The 15,329-nt window shown below is 60.2% G+C and carries 14 protein-coding genes and 1 tRNA gene; 12 read left to right on the forward strand and 3 right to left on the reverse strand.

The features are described from left to right. Nucleotides 1–10 precede the first annotated feature (10 nt). Nucleotides 11–922: a glycosyltransferase family 2 protein gene (locus RLW41_RS00515; RefSeq protein ID WP_414463071.1), complete on the reverse strand. Its 912-nt coding sequence runs from the start codon at nt 920–922 to the stop codon at nt 11–13. A gap of 529 nt (nt 923–1,451) precedes the next feature. On the opposite strand from RLW41_RS00515, the gene exbB reads away from it, so the two are divergent. From exbB to RLW41_RS00565, 10 genes are all read left to right on the forward strand, one after another. Further along, entirely contained in the window at nt 1,452–2,519 is a 1,068-nt protein-coding gene (gene exbB / locus RLW41_RS00520; protein ID WP_414463072.1) for a tonB-system energizer ExbB, read from the forward strand. 14 nt (nt 2,520–2,533) lie between these two features. Continuing rightward, the gene (gene exbD / locus RLW41_RS00525; protein ID WP_409560406.1) at nt 2,534–3,007 is read left to right on the forward strand and encodes a TonB system transport protein ExbD; all 474 of its coding nucleotides are present in this window, start codon (nt 2,534–2,536) and stop codon (nt 3,005–3,007) included. A gap of 1 nt (nt 3,008) precedes the next feature. After that, nucleotides 3,009–3,824 carry a TonB family protein gene (locus RLW41_RS00530; RefSeq protein WP_414463073.1) on the forward strand — a complete coding sequence of 272 codons (816 nt, stop codon included), beginning with the start codon at nt 3,009–3,011 and terminating at the stop codon, nt 3,822–3,824. 228 nt (nt 3,825–4,052) lie between these two features. Beyond that, the gene (locus tag RLW41_RS00535; RefSeq protein ID WP_414463074.1) at nt 4,053–6,476 is read left to right on the forward strand and encodes a TonB-dependent receptor; all 2,424 of its coding nucleotides are present in this window, start codon (nt 4,053–4,055) and stop codon (nt 6,474–6,476) included. A 78-nt stretch (nt 6,477–6,554) separates the two neighbouring features. After that, on the forward strand, nt 6,555–7,238 hold the full coding sequence (locus tag RLW41_RS00540) for a Fe2+-dependent dioxygenase (RefSeq protein ID WP_414463075.1): 684 nt from the start codon (nt 6,555–6,557) through the stop codon (nt 7,236–7,238). Beyond that, entirely contained in the window at nt 7,238–8,041 is an 804-nt protein-coding gene (locus RLW41_RS00545; RefSeq protein WP_414463076.1) for a tetratricopeptide repeat protein, read from the forward strand. Before RLW41_RS00540 ends, RLW41_RS00545 begins: the two co-directional genes overlap by 1 nt. After that, nucleotides 8,038–8,691 (forward strand): PepSY-associated TM helix domain-containing protein, encoded by a 654-nt coding sequence (locus tag RLW41_RS00550; RefSeq protein WP_414463077.1) that lies wholly within the window; start codon nt 8,038–8,040, stop codon nt 8,689–8,691. Before RLW41_RS00545 ends, RLW41_RS00550 begins: the two co-directional genes overlap by 4 nt. Nucleotides 8,692–8,711: 20 nt before the next feature. Next, nucleotides 8,712–9,230 carry a DUF2271 domain-containing protein gene (locus RLW41_RS00555; RefSeq protein ID WP_409560412.1) on the forward strand — a complete coding sequence of 173 codons (519 nt, stop codon included), beginning with the start codon at nt 8,712–8,714 and terminating at the stop codon, nt 9,228–9,230. Nucleotides 9,231–9,253: 23 nt separating this feature from the next. Then, a complete protein-coding gene (locus RLW41_RS00560) occupies nt 9,254–10,057 on the forward strand; it encodes a DUF4198 domain-containing protein (protein ID WP_414463078.1) in 804 nt (267 codons plus the stop codon). Then, nucleotides 10,054–11,082 carry an FAD:protein FMN transferase gene (locus RLW41_RS00565; protein WP_414463079.1) on the forward strand — a complete coding sequence of 343 codons (1,029 nt, stop codon included), beginning with the start codon at nt 10,054–10,056 and terminating at the stop codon, nt 11,080–11,082. Before RLW41_RS00560 ends, RLW41_RS00565 begins: the two co-directional genes overlap by 4 nt. Nucleotides 11,083–11,101: 19 nt before the next feature. Here RLW41_RS00565 and RLW41_RS00570 read toward each other — a convergent pair. Then, a tRNA-Pro gene (locus RLW41_RS00570) sits at nt 11,102–11,179 on the reverse strand. 175 nt (nt 11,180–11,354) lie between these two features. Next, nucleotides 11,355–12,368, reverse strand: a complete 1,014-nt coding sequence (locus RLW41_RS00575) for an alpha/beta hydrolase (protein WP_414463080.1) — start codon at nt 12,366–12,368, stop codon at nt 11,355–11,357. A gap of 324 nt (nt 12,369–12,692) precedes the next feature. On the opposite strand from RLW41_RS00575, the gene RLW41_RS00580 reads away from it, so the two are divergent. Next, nucleotides 12,693–14,066, forward strand: a complete 1,374-nt coding sequence (locus RLW41_RS00580; RefSeq protein WP_414463081.1) for an APC family permease — start codon at nt 12,693–12,695, stop codon at nt 14,064–14,066. Then, nucleotides 14,059–15,327, forward strand: a complete 1,269-nt coding sequence (locus RLW41_RS00585) for a hypothetical protein (RefSeq protein ID WP_414463082.1) — start codon at nt 14,059–14,061, stop codon at nt 15,325–15,327. The genes RLW41_RS00580 and RLW41_RS00585 overlap by 8 nt, the downstream gene beginning before the upstream one ends. Nucleotides 15,328–15,329: the final 2 nt, after the last annotated feature.

Genomic DNA, 15,329 nt, shown 5'->3' on the forward strand with positions numbered 1-15,329 from the left:
GCAGACGGGACTAGGCCCGTTCAGCATATATTTCGCCCGCAGGCGGTGTTTTTGGGTACAATCCAAAATCCGTCCGAGGAGATGCCATTGCCCCCTGAACATCCGCGCGTGCTTCGAGGCCGGTGTTCCCATTGCACGGCACGGTCGCTGCCGAGGCGCTCTTTTCGTATCGTGCGCGCCACATATGGACAATCTTGACTTGTCGGTATGTGCCTTGGATCCAAGCGTATCTCAGACCCTTGAAGCCGCCGGTAAAATGTCGGCGGACGATGTAATACTTGAAAAAATTGATGGGCATTTCCAGCAGAAGCCGCGTAAGCAACATCACCTGAGAGGAATTCTGTGCGTGCTTTGCCGAGAGCAGCATACGCTCCCCCAGCTTCTGCTTCAGGTCATCATAGCTCCGAAAGGAATAATGATAGACCGAATGTCGAAGGCTGCCGACGGCATGGCCGCCCATCACGACAGTGTCATGGACATGCGAGTTGCGAAAGCGGACGACTTGGCGATCGTATAGCCGGACGTACCAATGGTCGCGCGCCCAACGCCTCGGCCGCTGATCGCCGGGATAAACGAGGTCTAGAGCCATGGCGTATGCAATTTGTGCCGGATGCCCTGCCGAGAACATGCCGATGATCTCGTCGCGAAGCTCGGGCGTCACCACCTCGTCAGCGTCGAGGTTCAGAACCCAATCATTTCTGCATTGATCTTCGGCGAAGCGCTTTTGCGGCCCGAACCCGAGCCACGGTTGCGTAATGACGCGGCATCCTTCAGCTAAAGCCAGGGCCGTCGTATTGTCGCGGCTTTCGCTATCTACGACGACGACTTCGTCGACCCAAGATTTGACGGAACGAATTGTGCGAACAATGCGATCAGACTCGTCCTTAGAAATAATGAAGCATGAAATTGGCAGTCGGCTCATGCAGGATGCCTTTCAATGCGTCTAATATCAAAAAAAATATAAAGTATATCCGTATCTCCTAGCCGCGTTCCTTGTCAGGGGCCACTAATCGATTTTAAGACAACAAGACATTTTGGTTACAGCGTCGCCACAGAACCACAGACGCGATGATGCAGGAACCGCGCGCCGCGGATAACTCCTTGACTCAGGTTGTCCACGCTTTTTCCACCCGCAAACCTAAAAATTTCTGCATCTGCCTGCTTCCTGCCACGAAGGGCGGCTGGACCGCGGCCTCAGGGCGTCAACCGCGGCGTTTTTTTTGCGTCGGACCGTATTTTCGCTTGCACGTGTAACGGCGACGGACACGGATTCGCGTGCTGCGGATCGCCCACGCCTCTCTGCCCGGCGCCTTCGCCTGTGGGGGACGCCTTGTCGCGTGTGGCCTCGCCTCGTGCGCCCCGCGGGAAACTTGACGACAGCAGTATAGTTTTGTTTATGCTTTTTCGCACTCGCGGCAGAGTGAGGGACCAGAGAAGGTCATCCTGACAAAATGACGTTACGCAGTATTTTCGGAACACACCGCATTTGGCGATTGGTTGCGGTCGTTCTTTGCATCTCCGGCACGGTGTCGTTCAGCGTCATGCCCGCGACGGCGCAGGACGTCGGGGCGCCAGCCGCACAAGATGGCGGGGCTACAGCGCCCGCTCTTCCCGCCCCGGTCATGACGGCGCCCGCCCCAGCCGAAACGCCCGCTCCCGCGACTGCGGTCACCGAAAGCACGCCTGCTGCGGCTGATAACGCTGCATCGTCACCGGCTTCGCCATCGACCGAGGCGACCAGCGCTCCGTCTGCGCTATCGGAGACGGAACCGAATGCGGAAGACGCGTCGCCGAAAAAAGCGGACCTTCCGCACGACCTGTCACCGTGGAAAATGTTCCTTGCCGCCGACAGCGTCGTAAAGGGCGTCATGATCTTTCTGATCCTCGCGTCCGTCACGACGTGGACCGTCTGGCTGGCGAAATCCCTCGAGCTTGCGGCTGCGAAGCGGCGACTGGTCTCGGCGTTTTCACGCATCAACGCAACGGCGAGCTTGGCCGAAGCCGCGCAACGCCTCGGCGACAGCAAACGTTCGCGCCCCAAACGCTGCATCGTGTCGTCGTTCATCAATCTTGCGATCACAGAGCTGCGTCTTTCGGCCGATATCGCGGACAAGAACGGCATCAAGGAACGGGTGCAGTCGCGGCTCGACGGATTGTCGGCGGCAGCAGGGCGGCACATCAACCGCGGCACGGGCGTGCTCGCGACCATTGGATCGACAGCGCCGTTCATCGGTCTTTTTGGCACCGTCTGGGGGATCATGAACAGCTTCATCGGCATCTCGGAGACACAGACGACGAACCTCGCGATCGTCGCTCCGGGTATTGCCGAAGCGCTGCTCGCAACGGCGACAGGCCTGATCGCGGCCATCCCGGCGGTGATCACCTACAATCATTTCTCGCGTCAGATCTCGCGGTACAAAGCGTTGATCGGCGAAGCCTCAGCTGAAGTGATGCGGCTTGTCTCGCGTGATCTCGATCGCGGCATGAAGCCCATACTCGCGCAGCAGGCGGCGGAATAATCAAGGCGGCAGCTATGGCTGGAAGACTGGACGACGGCGGCGACGATCTCGTCGAGAACCACGAGATCAACGTGACGCCGTTCATCGACGTGATGCTCGTGCTGCTCATTATCTTCATGGTAGCGGCGCCGCTGTCGACAGTTGACGTTCCGGTCGATCTGCCGGTCGCGAAGGCCAAGCCGCAGCCGCGCCAGAAGAAGCCCATCTTCCTCACGATCAAGGCCGACCTCTCGCTGGCGCTCGGCAACGGCCCGATCAGCCGCCGCGATATCGGGCCATCGCTCGATGCGGCGACCGGCTCCGACCGTCAGCAGCGAGTCTTTCTGCGCGCCGACAAAACGGTGCCCTACGGTGAGATGATGAAAGTCATGAACCAGCTGCGCACCGCCGGTTACGTCAAGATCGCGATGGTTGGGCTGGAAGATATGTCGGGCGGCGCGGCGTCCCCTTCTGCATCGGGTAACTCCGTTTCGACCAACCAACAATGACATGCTGACGACGCTCGACATCCTTGAACCAGCGTGGCACGGCCGGTTCCGGTGGACGATCGCTGCGATCGTCGTCGTGGCGCTGCATGTCGGCGGAACGCTTGCCATGTTGCATTCGCCGCCGGTCGAAGACGATGCCGACCCCGAGGGCGCGATGATGATGGAACTCGCGGCTGTGGCGGTTGCGTTGCCCGAGCGATCAGAAAATCTGGCGATCGGTGCACCCTCGGAAGATTCCGTCGCGACGCCCGCTACCGAGGAAGTCAAGGAGGAGCAGCCCAAGGAAGATCTGCCGCAACTGGAAGAAGCGCCGCTCGTCGAAAATCCTGAAGTCGTGCTGGAGAAGGTCAAGCCGGAGGAAGTCAAAGAGAAGCCCCAGGACAAACCGGTGCAGGAAGCGCAGCCGGAGATGCTTGCTTCGCTCGCTGCCGCGCCGCCACCGATCGACGTCAAGGAAATTGGCCCGAAGGCAACCGCACCCAATCAAGGGATGTCGCGCAAGCCGAACGCCGCGGAGTTGACGTGGCAGAAGGCGCTCTACATGCACATCAGCAAATTCAAGCGCTATCCCGATCAGGCCCGCAGCCAACGTGTCGAAGGCGTCGCGACCGTCATTTTCTCGATCGATGGCGGTGGCAACGTTTCAAACGTGCGCATTTATAAAGGTTCGGGCTCGTCGATCCTCGATGACGCAGCAGTCAGCATGCTTCGGGCTGCCGCGCCGTTGCCGGCGCCCCCAAAAATGGCAGAAGCTTCGCAGCCATCGGGGAATACCGCTCCCACGATCGCGCTTCCCATAAAATTCAACGTCCGCTGATCGGCGTTACAGGTCTTCCGGCCGCTGAATTGCACCGTTCCGCATTCTGAACCGCATACAAAATGTGGCGTTATCGGAACGATCTAAGACCTTCGTCAATCGTGCGTATTTTAATTCTTGACCGAAGGAGTAAAGTACCCTTGTTTACAAATTCGTAAGGAACCAGATGGGGGACCGGGGAAACTCTTCTGACTTCCAGTTTTTTGCGTTTGGGAATGGGGGAATGCAATGGAAGTTTTTTGGGAGGCAAGATCGCCCGAGGACGAACTGTCATATGGTTCAGGCGACGCCACCAAATTGGGAGCACTAACGCTCGGCTTCGCAACGATGGTTCTCGCGAGCGGCGGGGCGGCAGCGCAACAAGCTCCGGCGGAGGAACAGGCGGTCCTGCCGCCGCTTGAAGTTACGGCGAAGAAGAAAGCGGTAGCAAAGAAAAAGACCGTTCAAAAAAAAACCGCGCCTGTCGCGGCAGCGCCCGTCGCTCCGCAGCCGACAGAAGCGCAGCAGGTTCAGCAGGCCACTGACGCACTCACCCCGAGCACCGGCAATACGCTACAGGCAGGCACAGGCATCGGCCGCCTCCCCGGCAGCGTTCAGGACACGCCGCAGGTCGTGAACGTCATTCCAGAGAAGCAATTGCGCGAGCAGAATCCGACTACTGTCGAGCAAGCGTTGCGGGCCGTTCCCGGCATCACCGTTGCCATCGGCGAAGGTGGCGGCGGCATGAACGGCGACCAGTTCCGCATCCGCGGCTTCGAGGCCAAAGGCGATCTCTATGTCGACGGATTGCGCGACTTCGGCGTCTATGTGCGCGATAGCTTCGCAACCGAAGAAATCGACGTCATCAAGGGTTCGTCTTCGGAAACGTTCGGTGCGGGAACAACGGGCGGTGTCGTCAACCTTCGTCAGAAGACGGCTCACCTCGGCGATGCCACAAGCATCGAATTCAGCATCGGCACCGATAACTTTTATCGTGGCGTCCTCGACGTCAATAAACAGATCAACAACACGACGGCGGCACGCGCCGTCGGCATGTACCACAGCCAGGATTTTGCGGATCGCGACCACATCGAAAGCGAACGCTGGGGCTTCCTGGGGTCGCTCGCCTTCGGTCTCAACACCGATACGACGTGGACGCTCAACTACCTGCATCAGGAAGGTGATCGCACACCGGACTTCGGCGTGCCGATGGTCTTACGGCCGGGAGCGACCACGGGCGGCCTTCCCGTAACTGAGCTTGGGGTCGATCGCTCGAATTTCTACGGCATTGCTTCGGACCACGACAACACGAAAGTCGATATGGTCACGTCGCATTTCCGCAAGGACGTTTCGAGCGCTATCACGTTCTATAACGACACGCGATTGGCGTTCTACGACCGAGATTTTGCGACGACCGTTCCGGGCTGCTCTTCGGGTCCTGTCGGCACGACGACGTGTGCGTCACAGTTCTTCGCCGGTCTTGATCCGAACGTCTCCAACGGTGGCGGCAACCCGACGATCATTCAGAATTCGTGGGGCATCCAGAACGTCGCGAGCGGCGTGGCGAAATTCAGAGCCTTCGGCCTGAAGCACGAAAGCGTCGCGGGTATAGACGTATTCTATCAAGAGGACGATCGCCCCGGATATTCGCAGTTCGGGAGACCGTCGGGAACTGCCGGCGCGAGTGCGGGTGCGCCGATCCGCGATCCGGGCTCGTTCTTCTATCAGTATTATCCGGTCAAACGTAATCCGGTGAATGATCGGTCGAGCGACGGCACGGAACTCGGCTTGTTTGCCAGCGATCGCGTCTGGCTGACGAACCAACTTTCTATTCTCGGCGGTGCCCGCTGGACGACTTTCGATTATAACTTCCAGCAGCCCAACGCTGCGCCGCCGCTCGATGCGTCCTCGACCGGCAACTACTGGAGCCCGAAAGCGAGTGTCATCTGGGAGCCGACGAAGTCTCAGACGTACTATTTCTCGTGGTCTAAATCAGCATCACCGGTCGGGCAGTTCGTCACTAACGCGACGAACCCGATCACGCTCACCGTCCCTCAGAACGCGGTAGAAGAAAACGAAACCTATGAAGTCGGCGCGAAATGGAGCCTTCTCAATAATCGCCTTGGCCTAACGGCAGCGCTCTTCCAAGTCGAGAAGAACGGCGTCGTCACTCCCGATCCGGATACGGGTGACCTGATCCAGACGGGCGAGTCCCAGCGCGTTCGCGGCTTCGAAGTCGGCCTCGCAGGCCAGTTGACGAAAGCATGGACGGCAAACGTCGGCTACACGTACCTCGACAGCGAGGTGACGGGCTCAACGACACCTGCAAACATCGGCAACAAAATCGGCGGCGTTCCCGCAAGCTCGGTCAGTCTCTGGTCAACCTACAATCTGTCGGAAGAGCTTATCCAAGGTCCGGGAAAGTGGACCATCGGAAGTGGCTTCATCTACCAGAGCCAGATGTTCAGCATCTCGGGTTCCAACACCAACGCGTACGTCGTCCCGTACACGTTCAGTCTCGATGCGATGCTGTCGTATGAGCTCGACGTGTGGCGGTTCGCCGTCAACGGCTACAACCTGACGGACCGCGTGAACTACGACCAATCGTTCGGCAGCCGCGCCACGCCATCGGCCGGCACGAGCGCCGTGTTCACGATCGGCAAGAAGTTCTGAGGTCCACGGCGATCTCAGCGAACGTAACCAGCAGGAGGGCGCCCAACGCCCTCCTGCACACCATTTTATGAGTTACCGATGCTTGTTCAAATTCCTGACGTACTTAAGCCGGAAGAGGTCGCGGCCGTCCGCAACATTCTCGAACAGTCGGCCTGGGTGGACGGCAAAGAGACGGCAGGCGAGCAGGCCGCCAGTGCCAAGCATAATCGGCAAATCCGCGAAGGCTCTAAAGCTGCCATGGAGGCAGGCGATATCATCCTGCGTGCACTCGGTCGCAATCCGACGTTCAATTCCGCAGCGCTGCCATTGCGCGTGCTGCCGCCGCTGTTCAACCGCTATGACGCGGGCATGAAATTCCACGCGCACGTCGACGGTGCGATCCGAGCCATTCCAGGCGCCGGAATGCGCATGCGCGCCGACGTCTCGACGACGCTGTTCCTGAGCCCACCTGAAGACTACGACGGCGGCGAACTGGTCATCGTCGACACGTATGGCTCGCACACCGTGAAGCTTCCGGCCGGACATGCCATCGTCTATCCGTCGACGAGCCTGCACAGCGTGACCGAGATCACGCGCGGCAGCCGCTGGGCATCGTTCTTCTGGACCCAATCGATGATCAAGGACGACGGGCGGCGCGCATTGCTGTTCGATCTCGACGCAGCGATCCGAGACGTTCGCTCCGTCCTTTCCGATGATCAGCCGGGCGTATTGGGGCTGACCAGCCACTACCACAATCTGTTGCGGCACTGGGCTGAACTGTGATGCAACACGATTTAATAGATGAGGATTTCGAGCTGTCGATCCCCGAGCCAGGCGCTCGGTATCAGCCGCTCTACATCCGCGAAACGGAAGAGGGCTTCGCGCTTCGCCTCACGCGCGATCCGGAGACGGCGGCTCGACATGTGCGCTCCGAAGCCGTGAACGGGTCAGTGAAGGCGCAGGTCGCGTGGGGTTATATGCTGCTCGACGGGCATGGCGTCGAACGCGACCCCGATGCGGCGCTACGCTGGTTCAGGATTGCAGCCCACAGCGGCGATGCCGATGCACTCAACATGGTCGGCCGCTGCTATGAGTGCGGCTGGGCTGTTGCTGCCGATCCGGACGAAGCCATTCGCTGGTTTCGTCTCGCGGCCGATAAAGGACACGCCTGGGCGCAGTACAATCTCGGCAAGCTCCTGGCGCGTGGTCACGGCGGCAATCGCGACCCGCGCGTCGCCCTATCGTTGCTCGTCAGCGCAGCGCGGCGCGGCGTTCCCAAGGCTATGAACATGCTGGGCCGATTTCGCGAAGACGGCGTGATCGGCGCGCCGAAGCCGCAAGCGGCAGCGCGATGGTTTGCGCGTGCCGCCCAGCGCGGATGTTTCCGCGGCCAGTTCCATCATGCACGATATCTCGTCGCATTCGGGCGCATCGACGAAGCCGAAAAATCGTTTCGCGCGTCATTGGCGCAGGCGCCTGATAAATACCGCCGCGATGCTCTCGCCATGCTGCGCAACCACCCAATTGAGAAGATCCGCCGGATTGCTCTCGATACGCCCCCAACGGTGCGGGAGCCGCGAGCGTGAATATCAACGTGCCAGATGCTCAGATGCGGCGCGCGGAACGCTCCAACCGACGTGCGGAATGGATGCGCCAGCTCCGGCAATGGCACTGGATCAGCGGTGCGGTGAGCCTCGTCACGATGCTGCTTTTCGCGGTGACGGGCATTACGCTCAATCATGCGGCGAGCATCGAAGCCAAGCCGTCGGTCACGACGGCGAAGGCAACGCTTGATCAATCGAGCCTGAAGCCGCTGGAAAGCGCTCCGACAAAGGGACGGTCGCCATTTCCTGCTGCAACCGCGGCGGGGATCGCAGCCGCAACCGGCGTGGATGTCGACGGCCGCGATGTCGAATGGTCGGACGACGAGGCCTATGTGACGCTGCCCCGTCCGGGTGGCGATGCGTGGATCTCGATCGACCGCGAAACCGGCGAACTCACTTACGAGAAGACCGATCGCGGCTGGATCGCCTATCTCAACGACCTGCACAAAGGGCGCAACGTCGGCGCCGCATGGGGCATCTTCATCGACGTGTTTGCGCTGTGCTGCGTCGCATTCTGCGTGACGGGTCTCCTGCTCCTGCAAATGTACGCACGCGGACGACCGAGCACATGGCCGGTCGTCGGGTTGGGCGTGGTCATCCCGATCCTGATTGCGATTTTGCTCATCCACTGACACACGAGGCAACAAAACGAATGCGAACTCTCTTTTTGACCGTTGGGCTTACCGGCCTTGCCGCAACGCCGGCGCTCGCCGCAGATCTCGAAATTTCGGTCGAGGTCCCTCGCCTCGATGTTGCCGAGTACCACAAGCCGTACGTGGCGGTGTGGCTTGAAGGTCCGGACCGGCACGTCGCTGCCAACCTCGCCGTCTGGTACGACATCGCCAACAAGCGCAACGAAGGCGAAAAGTGGCTTAAAGATCTCCGCCAATGGTGGCGTCGCGCCGGCCGCGAGTTGAAGCTCCCGGCCGATGGACTGACCAGCGCAACGCGCGCGCCGGGCACGCACTCAATCAGCATCGACGACGACAAGAACAAAATCTTGAGCGGGCTTGCTCCGGGCCAATACCAGCTTGTCGTCGAAGCAGCGCGCGAAGTCGGCGGGCGTGAGGTCGTGAAGATCCCGGTGCAATGGCCGCTGCAAAAAGGGGCGACGATCAGCGGCAAAGGCGAGCACGAACTCGGAACCGTCACTATCAGCACGAAACCATGATGCAATCTGGGATACCGCGAACCATGAAACGTCTCGTATGCGCCGCAGCGGCGTTCGCATTTCTTATTCCGGCAGCGGCCGACGCCCATCGAGCATGGTTGCGGCCGTCAGCAACCGTTTTGTCTGCCAAAGACAAGTTCGTCACCGTGGACGCAGCGGTCTCGAACGATCTGTTTTATTTTGAATTCCGTCCTCTTCCCCTCGACGGCCTGGAGATCACGGCGCCGGATGGATCGACAATCGCGCCTGAAAACGCGAACTCCGGCAAGCTTCGCAGCACCTTCGACATTCCACTGAAATCGCCCGGCACCTATCGCATCGCGCTCGTCGACGACCGCCTGATGGCGCAGTATACCGAAAATGGCGAGAAGAAGCGCTGGCGCGGCAAGGTCGAAAACCTGAAGGAAATCCCGGCCTCGGCGAGCGACGTTGTCGTGATCCAATCGCAGCGCCGCATGGAAACGTTCGTGACGGCGGGCAAGACGGACGAAACCGCTCTGAAGCCCGCGGGCAAGGGCCTCGAAATGCAGCCAATCACACACCCGAATGATCTCGTGGCCAACGACGAAGCGAGCTTCAAGCTTCTACTCGACGGCAAGCCTGCAGCAGATATGAAGATCGAGATCGTGCCTGGCGGCGTGCGCTATCGCAATCAGCCGGGCGATTTCTCGGTGACGACCGACAAGGACGGTGTGTTCAAGGTCAAGTGGCCGGAAGCCGGCCTATACTGGATGGAGGCGAGCGTCACCGACGACAAGCCCAGCGTCAAGGAAGCGAGCAAGCGCCGTTCGACGTATGCGGCAACGCTTGAGGTTCTTCCGGAATGACGGCCTCGGCGCGGCGGGTCTTGATCCCGCGCCGAACGCCGATACCCGCGACGCTCGCAGCGCTGCGCACACTTTCGGTGTGTCAGATCGGCGGCGAGACGATGGGAACGACGTGGAGCGCCAAGATGGCGCTCCCGCGCAACGCCAACGTCGATGCCCTTCGATGCGGAATCGAACGCGTGCTGGCGCAGGTGATCGCCGAGATGAGCCCGTGGGAGCGGGCGTCGGACCTCTCGCGTTTCAATGCTGCGCCCGCCGGAACGTGGCATCCTTTGGCTGACGGGTTCTTCAAGGTGCTTTCCAGCGCGCTCTCCTGGGCGGAGCGAACGGGCGGCGCATATGATCCGACTGTCGGAGCGATTGTCGATCTGTGGGGCTTCGGTCCGTTTCACGTTGCGCCCGGTTTGCCAGATGGGGCGGCGCTCGATGCAGCGCGTATAGCGTCCGGTTGGCGTAGCGTGACACTCGATAAGGAAAACCGGCGCGTGTTTCAGCCCGGCGGCTTGCGGCTCGATCTCTGCGCCATCGCCAAGGGCTACGCCGTTGATGAGGTCGTCTCGGTGCTGCGCGTCGCGGGCGTCAGCAATCTCCTCGTTGAGATCGGAGGAGAACTCAGAGGCGAAGGACTAAAACCGGACGGGTCGCCCTGGTGGGTGGAATTCGAACGGCCGCGCCACACACAGGCGGCTGATAGGACCTGCCCCGAGACCGTGCTTGCGCTCGCAGGGCTTTCCGTTGCGACCAGCGGCGACGAGCAACGATATTTCGAGCACGGCGGCCGCCGCTATGCCCACACGGTCGATCCGCGGACCGGATTCCCGACCGCCCACGACCTGATCTCGGTCACCGTCGTCTCGGACGACTGCATGACGGCGGACGTGCTGGCAACGGCGCTTACTGTGCTGGGACCTGAGGAAGGGCCAGCATTCGCAGCGGCAAATGGGTTCGCGGCCCGGTTCGTGTCCTTCGACGGCCGTGCCCTAACGGAACGCATCACGCCTGCCTTGGCGCAGATGTTGTACTGACGCGATGTTTTGAAAGAAATGGTCGGAGCGAGAGGATTTGAACCTCCGACCCCCAGTCCCCCAGACTGGTGCGCTAACCAGGCTGCGCTACGCTCCGATTTGGAAAATCTTGACGGCCGCCGCAACTCAAAATTGCATGGGAAGACCGTCCCGGTCTGCCGGTTGGGTACCCGGAACGCATCCGCACGTCAAGGACGGATGCGGTGTCCTCCCCCGCCGCGTCGGTCGGCCGCTCATTGTTTTGCGACTCTCCTGCGGTAAGGCGGCATGCTTTAACGTCGATACTCGGGCAGGCGCTGCAGCAGGTCGATGATGGGGTAGTCGACCCAGGCGTGGGTCACGAGATCGCGGTGACGGCCCCCGCCGCCGGGAACCACTGCAACGCCGCCGGACGCCAACCGCGTGTTGATCTGACCGCTGACATCAACGTCGTGCGCAGCCAGGATGTCTTCGAGCTGGGCATTCTGATTGCGCGTCGAGCTGAGATAAACGCTCACGAAAAACGCCGACGGGTCGGCTTCGATCCAATGTGCGAACTTGTCGAGATCGCCATAAAGGGAGTCGAGCAGCACCACGCCGCGCACGCGTTTTTTCAAACCGCCCTTCTCGATGGCCGACGCCGCCGCGACGTAGCCGCCGCTGTAGGCGACGACGATGATCGGCATGCTGGCGAATGTGCGCAGCGATCTGCGGTCGCCGAACATGCGCGCCAGATGTTGACCCGCTTCGCCGATAAAGCGGCCGAAAGCGCCGGGTTGCCAGAATTTCCCCGCGCTTGAATCGCGCGCATCGACGGCAAGCTGCGGCGCGACCAGAACGACGTTGGCGTTCGATGCTGTAATCTGCGCCGGGACCTTCTGGCGCGCGAGGACGTCGCGCTGCAGCGTCGCGCCGTGGCCGTGAAAGAAAACCAGCATCAGCGCCGGGCGGCGGATATCGAATCCTTTCGGAATGTGCAGCAGCACCCGATTGTCGTCATACGTTTGATCTTCCCAGTACAGGCGCCCTGAATTGGTGCGATGGCCCAAACGGCCGTTCTCGTTGACGTTGAGAAACGGCACGTTCGTGCCCGGCAGCATGCCGTGATAGGGGAACGGTGCAGTATCGAAATGTACGAGAGCGGTCTTGTCGATTTTCGTTGGCCGGCTGCGCGACTGCACCAGCGTCTTCGATGGAACGATGGGGCGCGGCTTTCCTTGGCTGGCGTCGGCCGAGGCGAGGCCAAGCGTCCAGGCGGCGCCTGCACTAAGCGTGCGTGCGAGGAATTGCCTGCGTCCGTTATTCATTGCCGCCGGCGCGATGCCATAGCGCCCCCGCATTCGATACGGCCATCATTCGAATCGCATTTACCCTCTGACAGAATAGTGGGCGGAGCGCGCCGCAAAAACGAATGTGTCGCTCTAAAGTCCAAAATTGTTCAATTCGTGAGGCAAATGTCGACCAATGCGGCAACCATAATTTGGCAATTGCCATAATCGTGCTCGAAAAACGTTCCGCACGCGCCTCTTAGATGTATTTTGGCAACTCGGATTTAACATGTTTTTGCGGCAGTTGTTGGAACGTTACCGAGTCAATACTGTCCGCAAGCTGGCCTTGGTTAAGCCCCAATCATGACAACTGCCGCATCCATCAGCGCACCGTCTTCCGTAACATCCGGACTTGATGTCCGTACGGTTTCGACGGTCACCGCCACCGCGCTCGCCGTTGCTGATATGATCGGCATCGGTGTCTTTACCAGTCTCGGATTTCAGGTCGCGACCATTCCGTCGGCCTTCTCGGTGCTGATGCTCTGGGTCGTCGGCGGAATTGCGGCGCTCTGCGGTGCGCTGGCTTATGCCGAATTGGCGGCCGCATTTCCGCGATCGGGTGGGGAATACAATTTCCTGTCGCGCATTTATCATCCCGCCGTCGGGTTTCTGGCGGGCTGGATTTCGGCGACGCTCGGTTTTTCGGCGCCTATCGCGCTCGCGGCGATGGCTTTCGGCGTGTATTTCAAGGGCCTCGTTCCCGATGCTTCCCCACTCCTCCTGGGCCTCGCTGTCGTTTGGGCCGTGACGCTCATCCATTTGAGCGGCATCAAGCATTCGAGCAAATTCCAAAACATCTCGACGATCATCAAAGGCGCGTTGATCATTGCGTTGATCGTCGCGGGACTTGCCTATGGCGTGCCGCAGCCGATCTCGTTTGCGCCCTCGGCGGTGGACTTCAATTACATCGCCAGCGCGCCATTCGCCGTCAGCCTTGTATTCGTGATGTACGCCTACTCGGGCTGGAATGCCGCGACCTATATCGCAGGCGAAATTCGAGAGCCTGCCGTCAGCCTGCCACGCTCGATCATTGCCGCGACCGTCATCGTCATCAGCTGCTACGTCGCGCTCAATGCCGTCTTTCTGTACACGACGCCGATCTCAGCAATGGCGGGCCAGATCGACGTTGCGATGATCGCGGGCAAGCACATCTTCGGTCAGCTCGGCGGAATGATCGTCGGCGCGCTCATTTGCATTGGGCTCATCTCCTCGATCAGCGCCATGGTCTGGATCGGGCCACGCGTCACGATGGCGATGGGCAAGGATCATGCGCTATTCCGCGCCTTGGCTCTCACCAGCAAGAACGGCGTTCCGACGTATGCAATCCTGCTACAGCTCGCGATCGTCAGCGTCCTTTTGATGACGCAGAGTTTCGAGGCTGTGCTTGATACGATTCAGTTCAGCCTGACGCTCTGCTCATTCCTCGCCGTGATTGGCGTCATCATCCTGCGCTGGAAAGAACCCAATCTACCGCGGCCGTATAAGACGTGGGGTTACCCTCTCACGCCGTTTATCTTCCTCGGCGTAACTGCCTTCATGATGTATCACCTCATCGTAGAGCGTCCTCTGCAGTCTCTGGCTGGTCTCGTCATTATGATGACGGGTTTAGCCGTGTATGCTTATGCGCAGCGGCGCCCGATGCTCGGTCAGGATCTCGATAGGACCCAACATGGCTAGAATGCGCGTGACCGCAGCGACCGCCTTCGCGGCGCTCGCGGTTTCGATTTTGTCGATTCCCGCACGTGCCGAACCTCGCGCAAGCCTGGACGACACCGCCAAATTCATTGCGGGCATGCAGCCGTCCGACGGTTCGCCGCTCAAGGCCTACACGAACGATGGCTTTTGGAAGCAGTACGCGGCGGGCTTCAACCAAGCTTGGGACGGTCTGGAAAAGCGTCAACTGAGCAAAATTCGGATGCTCGTGTCGCGCGATTTCACAAATCCGCAGCCGACGCTGTTCTATTTCTTCAGCGGCGCCGACTATCTCTACGCAGATGCTTTCTTTCCATCGGCCAAGACTTACGTGATGGCAGGGTTGGAGCCGCCAGGACAAATTCCGGACCTGCGGAAATATTCGCGCGGCGAGATGGCTGGCGCGCTTCGTGAGCTTCGTGCGTCGCTTTCTTCATTGCTGAGCTACAGCTTCTTCCGCACGCGCTCCATGCGGATCGACTTTGGCAGCGCCAAGCTCAACGGCACGACGCCCGTGCTGATGACGTTCCTCGCCCGCTCCGGCAAAACGATTTACGACGCCGAGCTGTTTGATTTGGCGAGCGATGGGACGTTGCATTCCGTTGATGAGAAGATTGCGAAACCTACGGGCCGCGGCGTCAAGATCACCTTCGGCGATGCCAGCATCGGCGCCAAACGGACGCTCTACTATTTCAGCACCGATCTCTCGGATGGAGGCTTGAAGTCGAGCGGCTTCCTGACGTTTTGCGACACGCTCGGAAAGGGTGACAGCTTCGTCAAGAGCGCGTCCTATCTCATGCATGAGGACAACTTCTCCACCGTGCGCACGTACTTGCTGGATCATAGCGTGTCGCTGCTGGAAGACGATTCCGGCATTCCGATCCGCTACTTCGCCAAGGGCTGGCAGCTTCACCCCTATGGGCGGTACGCAGGGCCGATCAGCCTCTTCGCCGGAAAGTATCAGGCGCGGCTGAATGAGGTTTTCGCGAAGGACAAGACAACTCCGATCGACTTCAGCCTTGGGTATCGTTGGCGGCCCTCGGAGTCGAATGTCCTGCTCGCCGTCAAGGATGAGACTGCGGTGGCGTTCAATGAGACGACGCCGCCGGTCGTCAAGACTAGCGCGTCGGGAAATTCGAAGTGGAAGGCGGAAACGGCGGCCGACAAACCTGCGAAGCGCCGCTATCGCTACCGGAAGCAGAAATCGGTCGACAACTCCTTCTTTCCGATGCTCTTCGGGCCGTAAAC

Origin of the sequence: Hyphomicrobium sp. DY-1 (genome assembly GCF_047497105.1) — a bacterium.
Classification (GTDB): domain Bacteria; phylum Pseudomonadota; class Alphaproteobacteria; order Rhizobiales; family Hyphomicrobiaceae; genus Hyphomicrobium_B.

Excerpts from the sequence above, each read along its gene's own strand:
- RLW41_RS00545 (WP_414463076.1), top strand. The coding sequence starts at position 7,238 with ATGCAACACGATTTAATAGATGAGGATTTCGAGCTGTCGATCCCCGAG.
- RLW41_RS00540 (WP_414463075.1), top strand. The coding sequence starts at position 6,555 with ATGCTTGTTCAAATTCCTGACGTACTTAAGCCGGAAGAGGTCGCGGCC.
- RLW41_RS00575 (WP_414463080.1), bottom strand. The coding sequence starts at position 12,368 with ATGAATAACGGACGCAGGCAATTCCTCGCACGCACGCTTAGTGCAGGC.
- RLW41_RS00515 (WP_414463071.1), bottom strand. The coding sequence starts at position 922 with ATGAGCCGACTGCCAATTTCATGCTTCATTATTTCTAAGGACGAGTCT.
- RLW41_RS00565 (WP_414463079.1), top strand. The coding sequence starts at position 10,054 with ATGACGGCCTCGGCGCGGCGGGTCTTGATCCCGCGCCGAACGCCGATA.
- RLW41_RS00535 (WP_414463074.1), top strand. The coding sequence starts at position 4,053 with ATGGAAGTTTTTTGGGAGGCAAGATCGCCCGAGGACGAACTGTCATAT.
- exbB (WP_414463072.1), top strand. The coding sequence starts at position 1,452 with ATGACGTTACGCAGTATTTTCGGAACACACCGCATTTGGCGATTGGTT.
- RLW41_RS00585 (WP_414463082.1), top strand. The coding sequence starts at position 14,059 with ATGGCTAGAATGCGCGTGACCGCAGCGACCGCCTTCGCGGCGCTCGCG.
- RLW41_RS00560 (WP_414463078.1), top strand. The coding sequence starts at position 9,254 with ATGAAACGTCTCGTATGCGCCGCAGCGGCGTTCGCATTTCTTATTCCG.
- RLW41_RS00580 (WP_414463081.1), top strand. The coding sequence starts at position 12,693 with ATGACAACTGCCGCATCCATCAGCGCACCGTCTTCCGTAACATCCGGA.
- RLW41_RS00555 (WP_409560412.1), top strand. The coding sequence starts at position 8,712 with ATGCGAACTCTCTTTTTGACCGTTGGGCTTACCGGCCTTGCCGCAACG.
- RLW41_RS00530 (WP_414463073.1), top strand. The coding sequence starts at position 3,009 with ATGCTGACGACGCTCGACATCCTTGAACCAGCGTGGCACGGCCGGTTC.
- exbD (WP_409560406.1), top strand. The coding sequence starts at position 2,534 with ATGGCTGGAAGACTGGACGACGGCGGCGACGATCTCGTCGAGAACCAC.